The sequence below is a fragment of the Acinetobacter sp. UBA1297 genome (assembly GCF_002307755.1).
Taxonomy (GTDB): Bacteria; Pseudomonadota; Gammaproteobacteria; order Pseudomonadales; family Moraxellaceae; genus Acinetobacter; species Acinetobacter radioresistens.
In genome coordinates this window covers 111,824-126,859 of sequence record NZ_DBUF01000017.1, presented here as the reverse complement: position 1 = coordinate 126,859, position 15,036 = coordinate 111,824, and the positions used below count along the sequence as shown (strand labels likewise).

Here is a 15,036-nt window from a genome sequence, read left to right as displayed (position 1 = left end):
ATTTAGCGAATAGAAATAAATACGAGAGTCATGCATGTTAGAGTACGTCAGTGAACTGTGGCAAACCTTTTCAAATCGACCTGATTTTTGGGCCGTGCTCAGCATTATTCCTGTCACAGCTTTTGTTACTTGGGCCCATGTCTGGATGGCACTGAAAATGGTGTTTTATCCAATCAATTTCTGGGGCTTTTACTTAGGTCCTATTCCAATTGGCTGGCAGGGAATTGTGCCGCGTAAAGCTGGCCGTATTTCGGGCATTATCACTGACAATACCTTATCTAAACTTGGGTCGCTTCAAGAGTTTCTCGAGGCAATGGACCCAGCCGATATGGCACGTATTATTGGTGAGCAGGTTGGTTTTGAACTGGAACACCTGATTGATGAGGTTATGCTGGACCGTAATGCTGTGCTCTGGGAAAACCTGCCTTATTCAATTAAACGCCGTATTTACGCACAGGCCCACAAGCAGCTTCCGGTTGTTCTACATGACCTGGTCACTGAGCTTACCCTGAATGTAGAATCTCTAGTTAATATGCGTGAGATGGTGGTTCGCCAGATGGAAGGTGACCGTTTGCTCATGGTTCGCATGTTTCTGAAAGTTGGCCAGAAAGAGATTAACTTTATCTGGCATATTAGTGCCCTGATTGGCATGTTTTTTGGTATCTTCCAGATGATTGTCTGGTTTGTAGTACCTTGGCACTGGACAGTTCCTTTCTGGGCATCTATCTGGGGGTTCCTGACCAACTGGATTGCAATCTGGATGGTGTTTAACCCGGTAGAGCCACATTACATTCGCTATCCACAGTTATTCCGTTTAACTAAAGACCGTAAATTCCCGTGGATTGTACCTGTCTTGCGTATAGGCCGCTATAATATGCAAGGCGCTTTTATGAAGCGTCAGGATGAAGTTTCTGATGTATTTGCAAGAGTAGTGACTGAAGACCTCATTACTTTAAAATCGATTATGACCGAAATGATGTACGGTACCCGTAGAGAGAAAACCCGTCGTATTGTAAAACGTCATATTAATGAAATTATGGAAACTCCGCTGGTTCGGACATCGTTACAGCTGTCTTTAGGGCCAAAAGAATACGCAAGACTCAAGACAGACTTGATCGATCGCTCAATTGAAATTACGATGGTGCCTGTGTGTGACCCGGCATTCAATGCGAGCCGTGCACAGAAGATCTATCAAATGTTTAGAGACCGTATTCGCGAATTGACGCCTAAAGAATTCCAGAACCTGTTACGCCCTGCGTTTCAGGAAGATGAGTGGATTCTGATTGTATTGGGCGGTGTAACCGGATTTTTCGCTGGTTTAATACATTTGTTTGTCGCCTTTTTATAATTGTTGATGGCTTCCTTCTTATAAAGAGTCGCCACAAGAAATGACAATTACAACGCTAGTTATTATGTAAATGTCGAATACATTGTTAAAATGAGGATGTTTTTTTATGCGCATTATCTTACTCGGACCACCTGGAGCAGGCAAAGGCACTCAGGCTCAGTTGATCTGTAAGCGCTACAATATCCCACAAATTTCAACCGGTGATATGCTCCGTGCTGCAATTCGTGAAGGTACTGAATTAGGTCTTAAAGCTAAAAGTGTGATGGATGCTGGTGGTCTGGTGTCTGATGAGCTGATCATCGGGCTGGTTAAAGAACGCATTGCTCAGCCAGATTGTGAAAATGGTTGTATCTTTGACGGCTTTCCTCGTACCATTCCGCAAGCTGAAGCGTTGGAAAAAGAAGGCATAGCCATCGATCATGTCATTGAAATCGATGTGCCGGACGAAGAAATTGTAAAACGTCTCTCTGGTCGCCGTCAGCATCCTGCCTCTGGCCGTGTATACCACATCGTCTATAACCCGCCTAAGGTAGAAGGTAAGGATGATGAAACTGGTGAAGATCTGGTACAGCGTCCGGATGATCTTGAAGAAACTATTCGTAAGCGTTTAGGTTCATATCATACTGAAACTGAGCAGCTGGTGGGTTTTTATCAAGGCCGTGCCGCCTCTGGTGAAAATGCGCCAACTTATAATAAATTAAATGGCTTGCGTGCTATTGATGAAGTTCAGACTGAACTGTTTGCTATTTTAGACCAGACCAAATAAAACTCGGGTAAGCTCGAGATTCTTTTGACTTTAAAAGGGTCCTAAGCCATATTAGGGCTCTTTTATTTTATGCAGAGCAGAGGATGGATCAATGCTGAAAATTGGCTTGATTATCTTGGTTATTGTTTTTTTTATTATCTTGCTGGCCTTGCTTTATCAAAGTCAAAAAATGTTACGTGCTGTAGAAAAGCAGGAAGCTCAGGAAAAAGCCAACAGACCAGCGCCTAAACGTCGACTGCATCCTAAACTTCAGGCACAGCAAAAGCAGAAGAAATAAAAATATCTTACTTATCTGAAAGTTGTGGAATTAATGTGGTGATGGCTTGTTCTGCGCCCAAGGCATAACGGTCCGGCCAGTTACATACATCGGCCACCACACATTCAAAACATTTTGGCTTACGTGCTATGCAGGTGTAACGACCGTGTAAAATCAGCCAGTGATGTGCATCAACCATAAATTCTTTCGGTATTACTTTTAATAGCTGCTGCTCGACTTCTAGTACGTTCTTACCTGGTGCGAGGCCAGTCCGGTTACCTACTCGAAAAATATGAGTATCTACAGCCATGGTCGGTTGCCCAAACGCGGTATTGAGTACTACATTGGCTGTCTTACGGCCTACACCAGGCAAAGCTTCAAGCTCTGCACGAGTTTCTGGAACTTGGCCATTATGCTGTTCAATCAGAATTTTACAGGCTTTAATCACATTTTCTGCCTTGGCATTATAAAGTCCAATCGTCTTGATATAGGCTTTTAAACCCTCGACACCTAAGGCATAGATTGCCTCCGGCGTATTAGCCACAGGAAAAAGTTTGTCGGTTGCTTTATTTACACTTACATCCGTAGCCTGAGCCGAAAGTGTAACTGCAACCAGTAGCTCAAAAGGGCTAGAAAACTTGAGTTCGGTGGTAGGGTGAGGACGCTGCTGGCATAAACGCTCAAAAAAAGTATAAACCTGTTTTTTATTCATTTTTTTTACAGGTTTGCTAGTTACTGTACTCATTTTGACGATTCCTGTAGAGCCTGTAACTGCCGGTTTAATTCTGTCAGCTGTGTCTGTTTGTGTGCATCTTCACGTACAGAGAGCTGTTTTTCCAGTTTTTTAATCTGGGTACGTATTTTGGCGAGTTCAATTGTTGTCTGTGCACTTACCGTGTTCCGAATAGATATATCTTTCTGTTTTACTTCAATCGCTGGAACTGCATCAGTCTGCTGGGAAAAGCGTGCAAACAGTTCACTGTCGATCTCCGCACGTACAACAGGACCTTTCCGATACATCCGTCGAGTTTCCTCACGTTGGATATGCGCATAATAACGACGGCGTAAATCGTTCTGCTCCTGAATCCGTAAATCTTCTGTAGGCAAGGGCTGAACATCTTCAATCAGGTCAATACAGTCAACCGGACACGGGGGAATACACAATTCACAGCCTGTACACAGGTCAGTCAATACAGTATGCATGAGTTTACCACTGCCTATAATGGCATCCACTGGGCAAGCGCTAATACATTTGGTACAACCAATACATTCATCTTCACGAATTACTGCTTTCATGCGTTGCGGACGTCCATCCGCCTGAATTGGCCAGACACTTTCTTCAGCTTTTAGTGCTCCACGATCGAGCAGTTTTGCCAAAGCATCTGCTACCGGCTGCCCCCCAGGAATGCATTTATTGGCGGCTTCACCTTCAGCAATAGCCTGCGCATAAGGCAGGCATCCATCACGATGCCCACATAGTCCGCATTGGGTTTGTGGTAGAAGGGCATCAATTTGGCGAATCATGGAAATAGTTGAATTCATGGTCAAATCATAAGTGCACAGCAAAAAACAGGAAAAGCAGAAAAATGCCTGATCGGAAATAGTATTTTAACATATCTCAGCGCTATAATTTGCCGAGTTTCACTGTAATGTTTCAGTAAATGGGTAATATTGACAAGTGATTAACTGATCGGAATTATGATTAAAAGTGATGTAATTCATAAAAAAAAGTAATTTAATTATCATTTTAATTAAACTTTTTTTAAAAAAGTCTTGTGCTAGCAGTGTAAACGATATTTAATAATTTGCGCCAAAATATATCACTTTGAGTAAATTTTTGCACAATTTTGAATCACCTTTCTGCAGAGGACTAAGCGTTGAAATATAACAGCCTTAACGACTTCTTAGACTACGTCAAAGCACGTGATCCACATCAACCAGAGTTTTTACAAGCTGTAGAAGAGGTGATGACCAGTTTATGGCCTTTTATTGAAAAGAACCCAAGTTATGCAGAACATGGCCTGCTTGAGCGTTTAGTCGAACCAGAACGCGCTATCCAGTTTCGTGTTTCCTGGGTAGATGACCAAGGTCAAACTCAGGTTAACCGTGCATTTCGAGTACAATATAATTCAGCAATTGGGCCATTCAAAGGTGGAATGCGCTTCCATCCTTCTGTAAATCTTTCTATTCTTAAGTTTCTTGGTTTCGAGCAAACTTTTAAAAATGCATTGACCACATTACCAATGGGTGGTGGTAAGGGCGGTTCTGATTTTGACCCTAAAGGTAAGTCAGAAGGCGAAATCATGCGTTTTTGCCAAGCATTAATGATCGAGCTTTATCGTCATTTAGGCTCAAATACCGATATTCCTGCGGGGGATATTGGAGTAGGCGGTCGCGAAGTTGGCTACATGGCCGGCATGATGAAAAAACTCAGCAATGACACTTCATCTGTATTCACGGGTAAAGGTCTGTCATTTGGTGGCAGTCTGGCCCGTCCCGAGGCTACCGGTTACGGTACCGTGTATTTTGCAGAAGAAATGCTTAAAACCCGTAATGAGGTTTTCCAGGGTAAAGTGGTTGCAATCTCGGGTTCTGGTAATGTTGCCCAATATGCTGCAGATAAGGCCATGTTCTTGGGTGCTAAAGTAGTATCCCTGTCTGATTCAAACGGTACTGTCTACGTAAAAGATGGCTTTACTGATGAATTACTTGCAGAAGTCATGGAACTTAAAAACGTGAAGCGTGGCCGTATGTCAGAATTCGCTTCCAAGCATGGATTTGAATATCTTGAAGGTAAACGTCCTTGGGGAATTAAATGCGATATCGCACTACCATGTGCTACACAAAATGAACTCGATGGTGATGATGCACGTCAACTGTTAGCCAATGGAGTGATGTGTGTGGCCGAAGGTGCCAACATGCCTTCTACCCTTGAAGCAGTAGAGGAGTTTGTTAAAGCAAAAATTCTTTATGCTCCAGGCAAGGCATCAAATGCAGGTGGCGTGGCTACATCAGGTTTAGAGATGTCTCAGAATGCACTGCGTTTAGGCTGGAGCTTTGAAGAGGTGGATGAGCGTCTGCATGCGATCATGAAAGAGATTCACCGAAACTGTGTAAAATATGGCACCCAGGAAGATGGTACTGTCAATTATGTAGATGGTGCTAACATTGCTGGTTTCGTAAAAGTTGCTGATGCCATGCTGGCACAGGGCGTATACTAAGTTTTTCTAAAATTATTTATAAAAAACCGATGCGTTGGCATCGGTTTTTTATTATTTAGATATAAATTTAAGGCTTTTTAATAGTTTCCTGTTCTACAGTCATATCATGTACATATGCATATTTTGATTGATCTGCAGCAACATTTTTACGTTCATAGCGCTTTACCCGTACAATGACTCGCTGGTTAGGGTCATGCTTAAAACCTTCAATATGATCGTAAAATAGTGTCCAATCTTTATCGACCTGCGTTTTTATACCTTTATCATCATATTTGATTTCACGGACCTGCAGGCAGGTTTGTGGTGCAACTCCTGTACATGACTTGGTTTCAGGTGCTATTTCTAGAAAAATAGTTTCACCTTGCGACTGATATTGGGCTTCAGGGGTCATGTTACCCTTAAATGTATAACTTTGACCTTGGGTATCTTGCAGGATCAGGGTTGGCTGTTCAGGGTTCGCCAGATTGAGTTCAAAAGGAATACTGCGTTTCTGAAATAGGGCACTGGAGAACTGTTCCTGTTTCATTAATACCGGATCACATGCCATCTGCGTTGAAACTAAGTCACCAGTCAATAGCTGACCATTTTCAATTTTCCAGCTTGTACCCTGACGGTTACATCCGGTATCAATTCCAATCCGGTCATTGGAAAAATTCAACAGGATAGGTTCTTTGGAACCTTCCGGTTGATAGGTCCAGTTATAAGAAGTTAAAGCACTATGTTCAAGAATTTTACTACCTTTAAACACGTGCTTTTGTCCCTTTGTATCTGTAATGGTTAAAATGGCCTGACCATTCGCTAAGCTAATATCAAAATTTGAACGTGCTTCATTGAAGATACTGCTAGAGAGCTGTTCCTGCTTCATTAAGTCTGACTGGCAGGCCATCATGGTTGAAATCAGATGAGAAGTTACCAATTTACCTTCTTCAATTTTCCAGCTGCCGCCTTGTCCGTTACAGCCAGTCTGTATAGATAACTGATGATTATCTATAAAATTGATGACTAGAGGTTTAGAAGCCTGAGAATTCTGGTAAGTCCAGCTATAGGCAGAGAGCTGCTGCTCAGTATCGGCTTGTTGTGAGACATGTGGCTGCTTTTGATGCGACTGAATAGATTGGCAAGCCATTAAAGAAAAAGGAAGCAGGGCAAGAAACAAATATTTCAATTTCATTTTAAATCTTTTGTTACAACTAAATTAGAGCATAGCTTAAGGCATCGTTCAGCTCATAAAAACCGGGCTGGTTAGGTTTTTAGTTTTAAAACGTATTGTTTTGTAACTTCAAATGAGGGTTTCAAATGAAGTTTTTCTAATCATAGTGAATATTTGTACTAATCAAACCTGTAAATATCCATTCCTAGAGCCCCCATAGAAAAACTGCTATGAACCAGACTGAATCTTGAGCCAGTTCCCATAGCAAAGAAAAGGGGAGCTAAATGCTCAAGAGTGGGATGATTCCGTGCAATATAAGGCAGATGTTGCCATTCAAGTACTTCATCATAACTGCTATGGCTGAGTTTACTCACCACATGGTTGCGAAAAGTCGAAGCCCATTCAGGTACTTCAGACGTATTACCGTGCCAGTTTAACTCGGCCAGATTATGAGTAATGCTACCTGAACCAATCAATAAAATCTGTCGTTCACGTAGAGGCGCCAGCACCTGCCCAATTTGATAAATCTCATCAGCACTCATGCTCATAGGCAGCGAAATCTCGATTACCGGAATTTCTGCTTCAGGATACATGTGTAATAAAGGCATCCAGACACCATGGTCACGCGGGCGGATATTGTTTGCGTGTGCCTGTATCTGTGCTTCAGCAAACAGATGCAAAATTTCTTCGGCCAGTTCCGGGTTACCCGGAGCACGATAGTGAATTTCATAAAGTTCGGCTGGAAAGCCACGAAAATCATGCCAAGTTTCGGGACGCGTTGCTATACTCACTTCCAGGGCCTGACTTTCCCAATGAGCCGACATTACAATAATAGCTTCCGGTTTAGGCAGGTTAATGCTCAAACGTTCTAAGGCAGGTCCCACCTGTTCCGGATCAAGAGCGAGCATGGGAGAACCATGCGAAATAAATAAACCGGGGAGAGTCTGTAAATTCATGAGCGCCTGACCTGAGCAATTTAAATTAAACTTCATGATGCAGAAAAAAAGCCGCTTATTAAAGAAGCTTTATTTCAACGGTATGTTTCAAAAATGCAATTATGGGATTAAGAGCATTCAAGCGCGATGATAAGGATGATTATGATTAATACTCATTGCCCGATAAAGCTGTTCGATCAACATCACTCGGACTAAAGGGTGAGGTAAAGTCAGCTTGGAGAGTGACCAGTGCCAAGCTGCTGTTTTACGGACTTGATCTGAAAGCCCATCCGGTCCACCGATTGCCAGAGCTATATCGTGTCCTTCAAGCATCCAGCCTTTCATTGTTTCAGCCAGCTTCTCGGTGCTGAGCTCTTTTCCACCCACTTCTAGAGCAATCAGAATTTCGCTGGGTTTAAGCGTAGCGAGAATACTTTCACCCTCAATCTGGCAATATTTTAATATATCTGCGTCTGAGTCATTCTTGCCGCGTTTAGCCATGGGTAACTCAATGACCTGAGTTTGTACAAACGGTTGAATACGTTTGAAGTAATCTTCAAAGCCAGTCAAAACCCAAGCTGGCATTTTTTGACCTATGGTTAAAATACGGATTTTCATAACTGCTGTTTGGTATCAAAGTAACATTATTATAACGTTGAAATGCTATCTGTACTGATACAAAAAGACATAATGAAGCTGGAAAATAACCAGAAGGACAGGTTGCCCATACGAACAACATGCCTGTCATGATAACAAATGGAAAAATAAGCGAATGTGGAATCGTTTGATATACAGATACTTAATTTTAATTATAAGCGGTTTTTTTTCATGTGTAGCAGCAGCTGATCTAAGCACATCTTTTAAGCAGGCAGATCCTTCTAATCTAACAGTTTACATGAACCAGATTATTCGGCCGGGAGTTGCACGAAATTATAAAAATGTAGAGGAACTTAATCGGATCTCAGCAGGATTAAAAGAGCAGATGCGTCTGTTCGGTATACCCTGTAACTATCAGACTTATGAAGTATACGGAAAAAATTATCGAAATGTCTTGTGCTATATCAATGTTGGCCGCTCAGATAAAATGATTATCGGTGCGCATTATGATGCTTTTGAAAAAACTTCTGGAGCAGATGCCAACGCCTCCGGAGTCGCCGGTGTACTTGAAATAGCACGCATTCTGGCAGCAGAGCGCTCTTCCTTAAAGCATAATATCGAATTTGTCTTTTATACCTTAAAAGAGCAGCCATTTTTTAAAACTGCACAAATGGGAAGTTATATTCATGCCAAATCGGTACAGCAGCAAAAAGAGCAGATTAAGGCAGCTTTCATACTTGATATGATAGGCTACTATGATATTAAAAATGTACAGCAGTATCCGGCAGGCATGAAATGGATATATCCAAGTCATGCTAATTTTATTGCGACCTTAAGTAATATACAGTCAAGTGAAATCGGGAATACTTACTGCGCATCAATGCAGAAGTTAAACCAGCTGGATTGCCAACGTATGGTAACACCTTCATTTCTGGCAGGGGCTGACTTTTCTGACCATTTTAACTATTGGCAATTTGATATTCCGGCAATTCTGATTACAGATACCGGAAAATACCGCAACAAGTTTTACCATACACAAGAGGACCGTATTGATAAGCTTGATACTGTAAAGATGGCTCAGGTAATTAACGGCTTAGCCTCTACCATTCTTGAATCTAACTTCTAAAATTAAAGTATTTAAGACAAAAAAACGCAGTCCTTAAAAGGGGCTAAAAGGACTGCGAAATAGGCCATCCGTCTGGAGATACAGATGGCCATTTAGTGTACGTTGTGAGAAAAATTAAAACCCACAGAACCGTATGCCTATACTGAATAAGATGGGGAAACTGCTCAGCTTTTTCAAGCTAAAATAAAGGCCACACATACTATATATACATTTTTTAACACAAAAAAGAGAGCCGAAGCTCTCTTTTTCTTATTTACCCTTAGTGGCGGGCTGTATTTGACTCTTCAACTGGTTTTACCAGAGGTTGCTTTGGAAGAGGTTTTGGCATAGAGGTTAAAGCAAGTGGCAAGATCTCATCGATACTTTTCACTGCCTTGATTTCTAGCCCTTCCTTCACATTTTCTGGAATTTCTGCAAGATCACGTACATTTTCTTGTGGAATGAAAACCAGCTTGATACCTCCACGGTGAGCAGCAAGCAATTTTTCTTTCAACCCACCAATACGCATTGCACGACCACCCAGACTGGTTTCACCTGTCATTGCAATATCTGCTCGAATTGCAATACCAGTAAATGCTGAAACAAGTGCAGTAGTTAAAGCAAGACCGGCAGATGGGCCATCTTTTGGTGTTGCACCTTCAGGCAAGTGAACGTGTACATCCGTTTCTTCAAAACGTGATGCCTCAATTCCAAGTTCATCTGCACGGGTACGCACTACTGTCATAGCCGCAGTAATCGATTCTTTCATAACATCACCCAAAGAACCGGTAGTAATAAATTTACCCTTACCTTTAACTGCTGCAACTTCAATAGTCAGTAATTCACCACCGACTGAAGTCCATGCCAGACCATTTACACGACCAACTTGAGCTTCTTCTTCCGCCATACCAAAGTCAAACTTGTGTACACCCAAATAATCCGGCAAGTTTTCTGCAGTAACATCGACATGCAGATTTTTGGCTTTCTTGCTCACGGCTTCTTTCACGACTTTTCGCGCAATTTTGGAAACTTCACGCTCAAGACTACGTACACCTGCTTCACGAGTATAACGACGTACGATGTCACGAATCGCTTCTTCATGTACTGTTAACTCTTTAGCACGTAACCCGTTATCTTTAATCGCTTTAGGTACCAAATAACGATCAGCAATATTTACTTTTTCGTCTTCGGTATAGCCCGGCAAACGGATGACTTCCATACGGTCAAGTAATGGGCCCGGAATATCCATACTGTTTGCAGTACAGATAAACATGACTTCAGACAGGTCAAGATCCAAATCAAGGTAATGGTCATTGAATTTGTGGTTCTGCGACGGGTCAAGCACTTCAAGTAATGCAGAAGCAGGGTCACCTCGATAATCCTGTGCCATCTTGTCAATTTCATCAAGCAAAAACAGCGGATTCTTAACGCCGACTTTTGTCAGGGACTGCACAATTTTACCTGGCATCGCACCAATATAAGTACGACGGTGTCCACGTATTTCAGCTTCATCACGCACGCCACCTAAAGCCATACGCACAAATTCACGACCTGTAGCTTTAGCAATAGATTCACCAAGAGAGGTTTTACCTACACCTGGGGGGCCAACCAGACAGAGGATTGGTCCACGCAGCTTTTTCACACGCGACTGTACTGCAAGATACTCAACGATACGCTGTTTTACTTCATCTAGGCCATAGTGGTCAGCATCGAGGATTTCCTGAGCTTTATTCAGGTTAATACTAACTTTGCTAGCCTTGTTCCACGGTGTATCTAAAATAACTTCCAGATAGTTACGTACCACAGCCGCTTCACTTGAAGCCGGTTGCATCGCTTTTAGCTTACGGAATTCAGCTTCAGCTTTTTTGCGTACATGTTCTGGCAGATCAGCTTCCGCGAGACGTTTTTCAATCTCGGCCACATCATCTTCAGCGCCACCATTCATGTCAGAGAGTTCGCGCTGAATAACCTTCATTTTTTCATTCAGGAAATATTCACGCTGATTCTTTTCCATCTGGCGTTTAACTGAATCATGCAAGGTCTGTTCTAGCTGTTGTTCTTCAGATTGCTGAAGCAGATAAGTCATCAGTTCTTGGAGATGAACTTCGAACTCATCATGTTCAAGGAACTTCTGTTTCACTTCAATATTAAGTGGAACTCGAGTCGCAACAAAGAATAACAGTTGCAGCAGATCTTCAATTTTATTGGCCGCCGCAATCAGCTCACGCGCATTACGCAATTTTGCTTCAGCATACTGGGCAAACAAGGTACGCAAATCTTGCAGGCGGGCATCTTGCTCTTCCTCGCTAGAATCTACAGTCATTGGACTAAGGGTATGCTCAGCGCTCAGATATTCTTCTGAGTCAATAATACGGGTAAGTTTAGAGCGATGCAGGCCTTCAATCAGGACTTTAATACAGTTTTCATCATTTTCATGATTCACAACTTGCACAATCTTCGCGACAGTACCGTATTGATAAAGGTTGTCGTGATCAATTTCTTCTGTAAGCGAATCTCTTTGTGCAACTACAAATACTAAATTGTCACTGTTACGAGCCACATCAACTGCATTGATCGATTTTTCACGACCCACAAATAACGCAATTTGCATGTGTGGATACACCACCACATCACGTAGCGCTAATAGTGGTAATACACTTGGAACCTGAGGCTCTAAGGTTTGTTCATTCATAAGATATTCGGACATGGGCACTCCTAATGAGTGACAACGGTGTTGCCATGACTTTTATAGTGATGGGTAATTTAAAAAATACAAGGGCCCATGCAGATAAATTGTTTTATTTTTAGATGAGATATGAAAAGTTCATAGTTTTAAACAAGTTAAACGTATAGTTAAGATTAAAAATAATGTATTTTCGTAGGTGTAACTAATGCATTTAAAGGTTGATCCCATTTTTCTCGCTTTAATCTTAAGGGAATAAACTGGAAATCATGTGCTAGTCCTAACCGGTACGGATACTGTGCGGCCTGAGCCAAGGTACGATCATAATAGCCTCCGCCCATACCAATGCGTGTCCCGCTAGAGTCACAAGCAAGCAACGGCATTAAAATTAAATCTAATACAGTAACATTACAGCCACGGCCTGCCATGGGCTCCTTCATGCCTAATGGATGATAGGCAAAGCACTGATTACGATACTGATCACGACTTATAGAAACCCAAACTAGTTTTTGATTCATGTTGCAGATCATAGGTAAGTAAACTTTCTTACCTTTTTTAAAACAGTACTCAATAATTTTACGTGTATGGATTTCACCAAAAGCATTCAGGTAAATACCGATTTTATCAGCATGTTGAAACCTTGGCATTTTTATAAGATGTGTCAGCACTTTTTGTTCAGATTGCCGATGCTCAAAAATACTGACTTGGCGGCGTTGAGAACGCAGAGATCGCCGTAAAGAGTGAAGAGAAATGGACATAATAATTTCAATTACTTTCCAAGTTAAATCGATTTAAAGACTGATGATCTATAAACTGATCAAACAGCTATCTTATTATTAATATGTTATATTGTCCCAATAAGATAATTTGGCTCTGTACCCTTAACCAGACTTTATACTATCACAATCTTATTTTAGTATCAGCTCGCAGCTATAACAGAGCAACTAAAAAATTCTACTACTACTGCAATGATTAAAAAGTGATAGACTGTAACAATATATTGTCTGATTTTATTATTAAAGTTGAATCATTATATTTTTATCAGTCATATGTATATCTATTTTGGAGTAAATCTTATATAAATAATATAATGCTATATTCTAAATATTATAAAACTTGGAGTGAAAATAAAATGATTATATATCGAAAAAGGTTATAATGTTCATTATAATAGTAAACTAAAAATTAGAAAAGTAAAACTAGCTAATAATTATGGCTCTGAAGGATTATAAATATGTGTATTATTTTTCTAAAGTCTTGAGAATTATATTGAATAAATATTATTAATAATCTAGAATCTATTCCATTGTATTGCAATATAAATGTGAGAAATACTATTTTATCTTCCTATAAAAATTTTTAATTAATAATTCAATTATATTTATAATAATTTTTTATTAAAAATACCTTGTATTTTTTTTGGTTAATCTTATACATCTTGGAACCTTGTGATTATATTTTTATATATAAAAGGTATTAAGAGTAGTTAAGAATAAAATATAATTCATTATAAAAAGCTGTAAGATATTTTTTATTAATTTACTTTAATCTTAAACATTGAGAAATGAATAATTTTAACGATTAAAATAGGAATATTTCATGTATTTAAAAAAGAGTTTTATAATTATAAATCTTATATTAGGTATACAACATTTAGCCTATGCAGACTGGATTAACCAAGCCGCTATGAAAGTTGAACCTCATACTATCCAGTTAAGCCACTATATTCATACAAATCCCGAGTTGGGAAATTTAAAATTTAAAACCTCTGAACTGGTACAAAAAGAACTTAATGCCTATGGTGCTGAGGTTAAAAAAGGCTTCGCAAAAACAGGTGTTATAGGTGTACTGAAAGGAGGAAGACCCGGACCGGTCATTGCACTACGTGCCGACATGGACGTTTTACTTATACAAGAAAAGGCTCCGGTTTCTTTTGCCAGTCAGGCCACAGGGTTATATGAGGGTAAAATAACGCCAGTTGCCCACGCATGTGGCCATGATGCTCATACTGCTATGTTATTGGGTACTGCGCAAGTTTTGGCTGAACATAGGGAAAAAGTTGCAGGTACAGTTGTATTTGTTTTCCAGCCTACCGGAGAAGGGGGAGCAGATATTGATAATTTTAGTCAGGGCGAACAGATAGGTTCAAGAAAAATGATCGCAGATGGTGCATTGAGTAATTCAAAGCCAGAAGTGATTTTTGGATTGCATGTTATGGCAGGTATGCCAAGTGGCCACTTATATTATAAAGATGGTGCTGTCTTAAATAGTGCTGATGGTGTCCGGATTACTTTAAACGGCTAACAGGTTGATGGTTCCATGCCATGGAAAGGAAGAGACTCGATTGTTGCTGCGGCAGACATTATTCAGAACATGCAAACACTGGTATCGCGTCGTACTGATCTTGGCAAGGGCATGGGCGTTATAAGTATAGGTCAGATTCAGGGAGGAACCAGTGGTAATATTATACCGGAACAGGTATAAATGACCGGAACTATCCGCTCCAATCATGAAGACATTCGCCAGAATATTTTAAAGAGCTTGCCTGAAATGATTGACCATACTGCAAAGGCCAATGATGTTCAGGCCAAGATAGAAATTTCTGCTTATGCTCCTGTGATATTTAATGATAAAACTTTAACTCACCTTATGGCTCCCAGCTTAAAGTCAGTTGCAGGGGAGAATAAAGTTCATGTGCTGGAACAAAATGAAAGTGCCAGTGAGGACTTCGCGTATTATGGCCAGATTATGCCAGCTTTATTCGTATTTCTAGGGGCCACCCCAACCGATCAGTACATGCACAAGGCAGCCCCTAACCATAGTCCCTACTTTATGGTAAATGATAAAACCTTAAAAATAGGAATAGTTTCACATATACGTTTTGTGATGGATTATCCAAAAATTGCCGGTCAGGTTCAGGCTGTCTGGAGAGCGAAAAAATAATAGAAATTCTTATAGAAATCAGAAAATAGAGA

At 40.6% G+C, this 15,036-nt stretch carries 12 protein-coding genes and 1 pseudogene; 6 read left to right on the top strand and 7 right to left on the bottom strand.

Annotated features, from left to right (window positions below; genetic code table 11):
• Window positions 1-34 precede the first annotated feature (34 nt).
• From B3R63_RS08255 to B3R63_RS08245, 3 genes are all read left to right on the top strand, one after another.
• Complete coding sequence (locus B3R63_RS08255; RefSeq protein WP_005019113.1) at window positions 35-1,348, top strand: hypothetical protein; 1,314 nt, start codon at window positions 35-37, stop codon at window positions 1,346-1,348.
• 106 nt (window positions 1,349-1,454) lie between these two features.
• Window positions 1,455-2,114, top strand: a complete 660-nt coding sequence (adk, locus tag B3R63_RS08250; protein WP_005019114.1) for an adenylate kinase — start codon at window positions 1,455-1,457, stop codon at window positions 2,112-2,114.
• Between the two features lie 91 nt (window positions 2,115-2,205).
• The gene (locus B3R63_RS08245; protein ID WP_005019115.1) at window positions 2,206-2,391 is read left to right on the top strand and encodes a hypothetical protein; all 186 of its coding nucleotides are present in this window, start codon (window positions 2,206-2,208) and stop codon (window positions 2,389-2,391) included.
• A gap of 7 nt (window positions 2,392-2,398) precedes the next feature.
• Here B3R63_RS08245 and nth read toward each other — a convergent pair whose 3' ends face one another.
• On the bottom strand, window positions 2,399-3,115 hold the full coding sequence (nth, locus tag B3R63_RS08240) for an endonuclease III (RefSeq protein WP_286729679.1): 717 nt from the start codon (window positions 3,113-3,115) through the stop codon (window positions 2,399-2,401).
• Window positions 3,112-3,912 (bottom strand): RnfABCDGE type electron transport complex subunit B, encoded by an 801-nt coding sequence (locus B3R63_RS08235; RefSeq protein WP_286729676.1) that lies wholly within the window; start codon window positions 3,910-3,912, stop codon window positions 3,112-3,114. Before B3R63_RS08235 ends, nth begins: the two co-directional genes overlap by 4 nt.
• A gap of 335 nt (window positions 3,913-4,247) precedes the next feature.
• On the opposite strand from B3R63_RS08235, the gene gdhA reads away from it, so the two are divergent.
• Window positions 4,248-5,591: an NADP-specific glutamate dehydrogenase gene (gene gdhA / locus B3R63_RS08230; protein ID WP_005019118.1), complete on the top strand. Its 1,344-nt coding sequence runs from the start codon at window positions 4,248-4,250 to the stop codon at window positions 5,589-5,591.
• Between the two features lie 67 nt (window positions 5,592-5,658).
• Here the strand turns inward: gdhA and B3R63_RS08225 are convergent, their stop codons facing one another.
• The 3 genes from B3R63_RS08225 to rlmH form a co-directional block, all read right to left on the bottom strand.
• Complete coding sequence (locus B3R63_RS08225) at window positions 5,659-6,762, bottom strand: META and DUF4377 domain-containing protein (protein ID WP_286729673.1); 1,104 nt, start codon at window positions 6,760-6,762, stop codon at window positions 5,659-5,661.
• 158 nt (window positions 6,763-6,920) lie between these two features.
• Window positions 6,921-7,697 (bottom strand): dioxygenase, encoded by a 777-nt coding sequence (locus tag B3R63_RS08220; RefSeq protein WP_144745017.1) that lies wholly within the window; start codon window positions 7,695-7,697, stop codon window positions 6,921-6,923.
• Window positions 7,698-7,814: 117 nt separating this feature from the next.
• Window positions 7,815-8,294, bottom strand: coding sequence for a 23S rRNA (pseudouridine(1915)-N(3))-methyltransferase RlmH (rlmH, locus tag B3R63_RS08215; RefSeq protein ID WP_005019124.1), 480 nt, complete (start codon window positions 8,292-8,294; stop codon window positions 7,815-7,817).
• Between the two features lie 154 nt (window positions 8,295-8,448).
• Here rlmH and B3R63_RS08210 point away from each other — a divergent pair, with 154 nt between their 5' ends.
• Window positions 8,449-9,399, top strand: a complete 951-nt coding sequence (locus B3R63_RS08210; protein ID WP_101161141.1) for a M28 family peptidase — start codon at window positions 8,449-8,451, stop codon at window positions 9,397-9,399.
• 259 nt (window positions 9,400-9,658) lie between these two features.
• Here B3R63_RS08210 and lon read toward each other — a convergent pair whose 3' ends face one another.
• Both lon and B3R63_RS08200 read right to left on the bottom strand, forming a co-directional pair.
• On the bottom strand, window positions 9,659-12,085 hold the full coding sequence (lon, locus tag B3R63_RS08205) for an endopeptidase La (RefSeq protein ID WP_075040357.1): 2,427 nt from the start codon (window positions 12,083-12,085) through the stop codon (window positions 9,659-9,661).
• Between the two features lie 152 nt (window positions 12,086-12,237).
• Window positions 12,238-12,819 (bottom strand): 5-formyltetrahydrofolate cyclo-ligase, encoded by a 582-nt coding sequence (locus B3R63_RS08200; protein WP_286729670.1) that lies wholly within the window; start codon window positions 12,817-12,819, stop codon window positions 12,238-12,240.
• 841 nt (window positions 12,820-13,660) lie between these two features.
• On the opposite strand from B3R63_RS08200, the pseudogene B3R63_RS08195 reads away from it, so the two are divergent.
• Window positions 13,661-15,004, top strand: a pseudogene (locus B3R63_RS08195) (amidohydrolase).
• Window positions 15,005-15,036: the final 32 nt, after the last annotated feature.

Coding starts and splice junctions, on each gene's coding strand:
- B3R63_RS08255 (WP_005019113.1), top strand. CDS start 35: ATGTTAGAGTACGTCAGTGAACTGTGGCAAACCTTTTCAAATCGACCT.
- adk (WP_005019114.1), top strand. CDS start 1,455: ATGCGCATTATCTTACTCGGACCACCTGGAGCAGGCAAAGGCACTCAG.
- B3R63_RS08245 (WP_005019115.1), top strand. CDS start 2,206: ATGCTGAAAATTGGCTTGATTATCTTGGTTATTGTTTTTTTTATTATC.
- nth (WP_286729679.1), bottom strand. CDS start 3,115: ATGAGTACAGTAACTAGCAAACCTGTAAAAAAAATGAATAAAAAACAG.
- B3R63_RS08235 (WP_286729676.1), bottom strand. CDS start 3,912: ATGAATTCAACTATTTCCATGATTCGCCAAATTGATGCCCTTCTACCA.
- B3R63_RS08225 (WP_286729673.1), bottom strand. CDS start 6,762: ATGAAATTGAAATATTTGTTTCTTGCCCTGCTTCCTTTTTCTTTAATG.
- B3R63_RS08220 (WP_144745017.1), bottom strand. CDS start 7,697: ATGAATTTACAGACTCTCCCCGGTTTATTTATTTCGCATGGTTCTCCC.
- rlmH (WP_005019124.1), bottom strand. CDS start 8,294: ATGAAAATCCGTATTTTAACCATAGGTCAAAAAATGCCAGCTTGGGTT.
- B3R63_RS08210 (WP_101161141.1), top strand. CDS start 8,449: ATGTGGAATCGTTTGATATACAGATACTTAATTTTAATTATAAGCGGT.
- lon (WP_075040357.1), bottom strand. CDS start 12,085: ATGTCCGAATATCTTATGAATGAACAAACCTTAGAGCCTCAGGTTCCA.
- B3R63_RS08200 (WP_286729670.1), bottom strand. CDS start 12,819: ATGTCCATTTCTCTTCACTCTTTACGGCGATCTCTGCGTTCTCAACGC.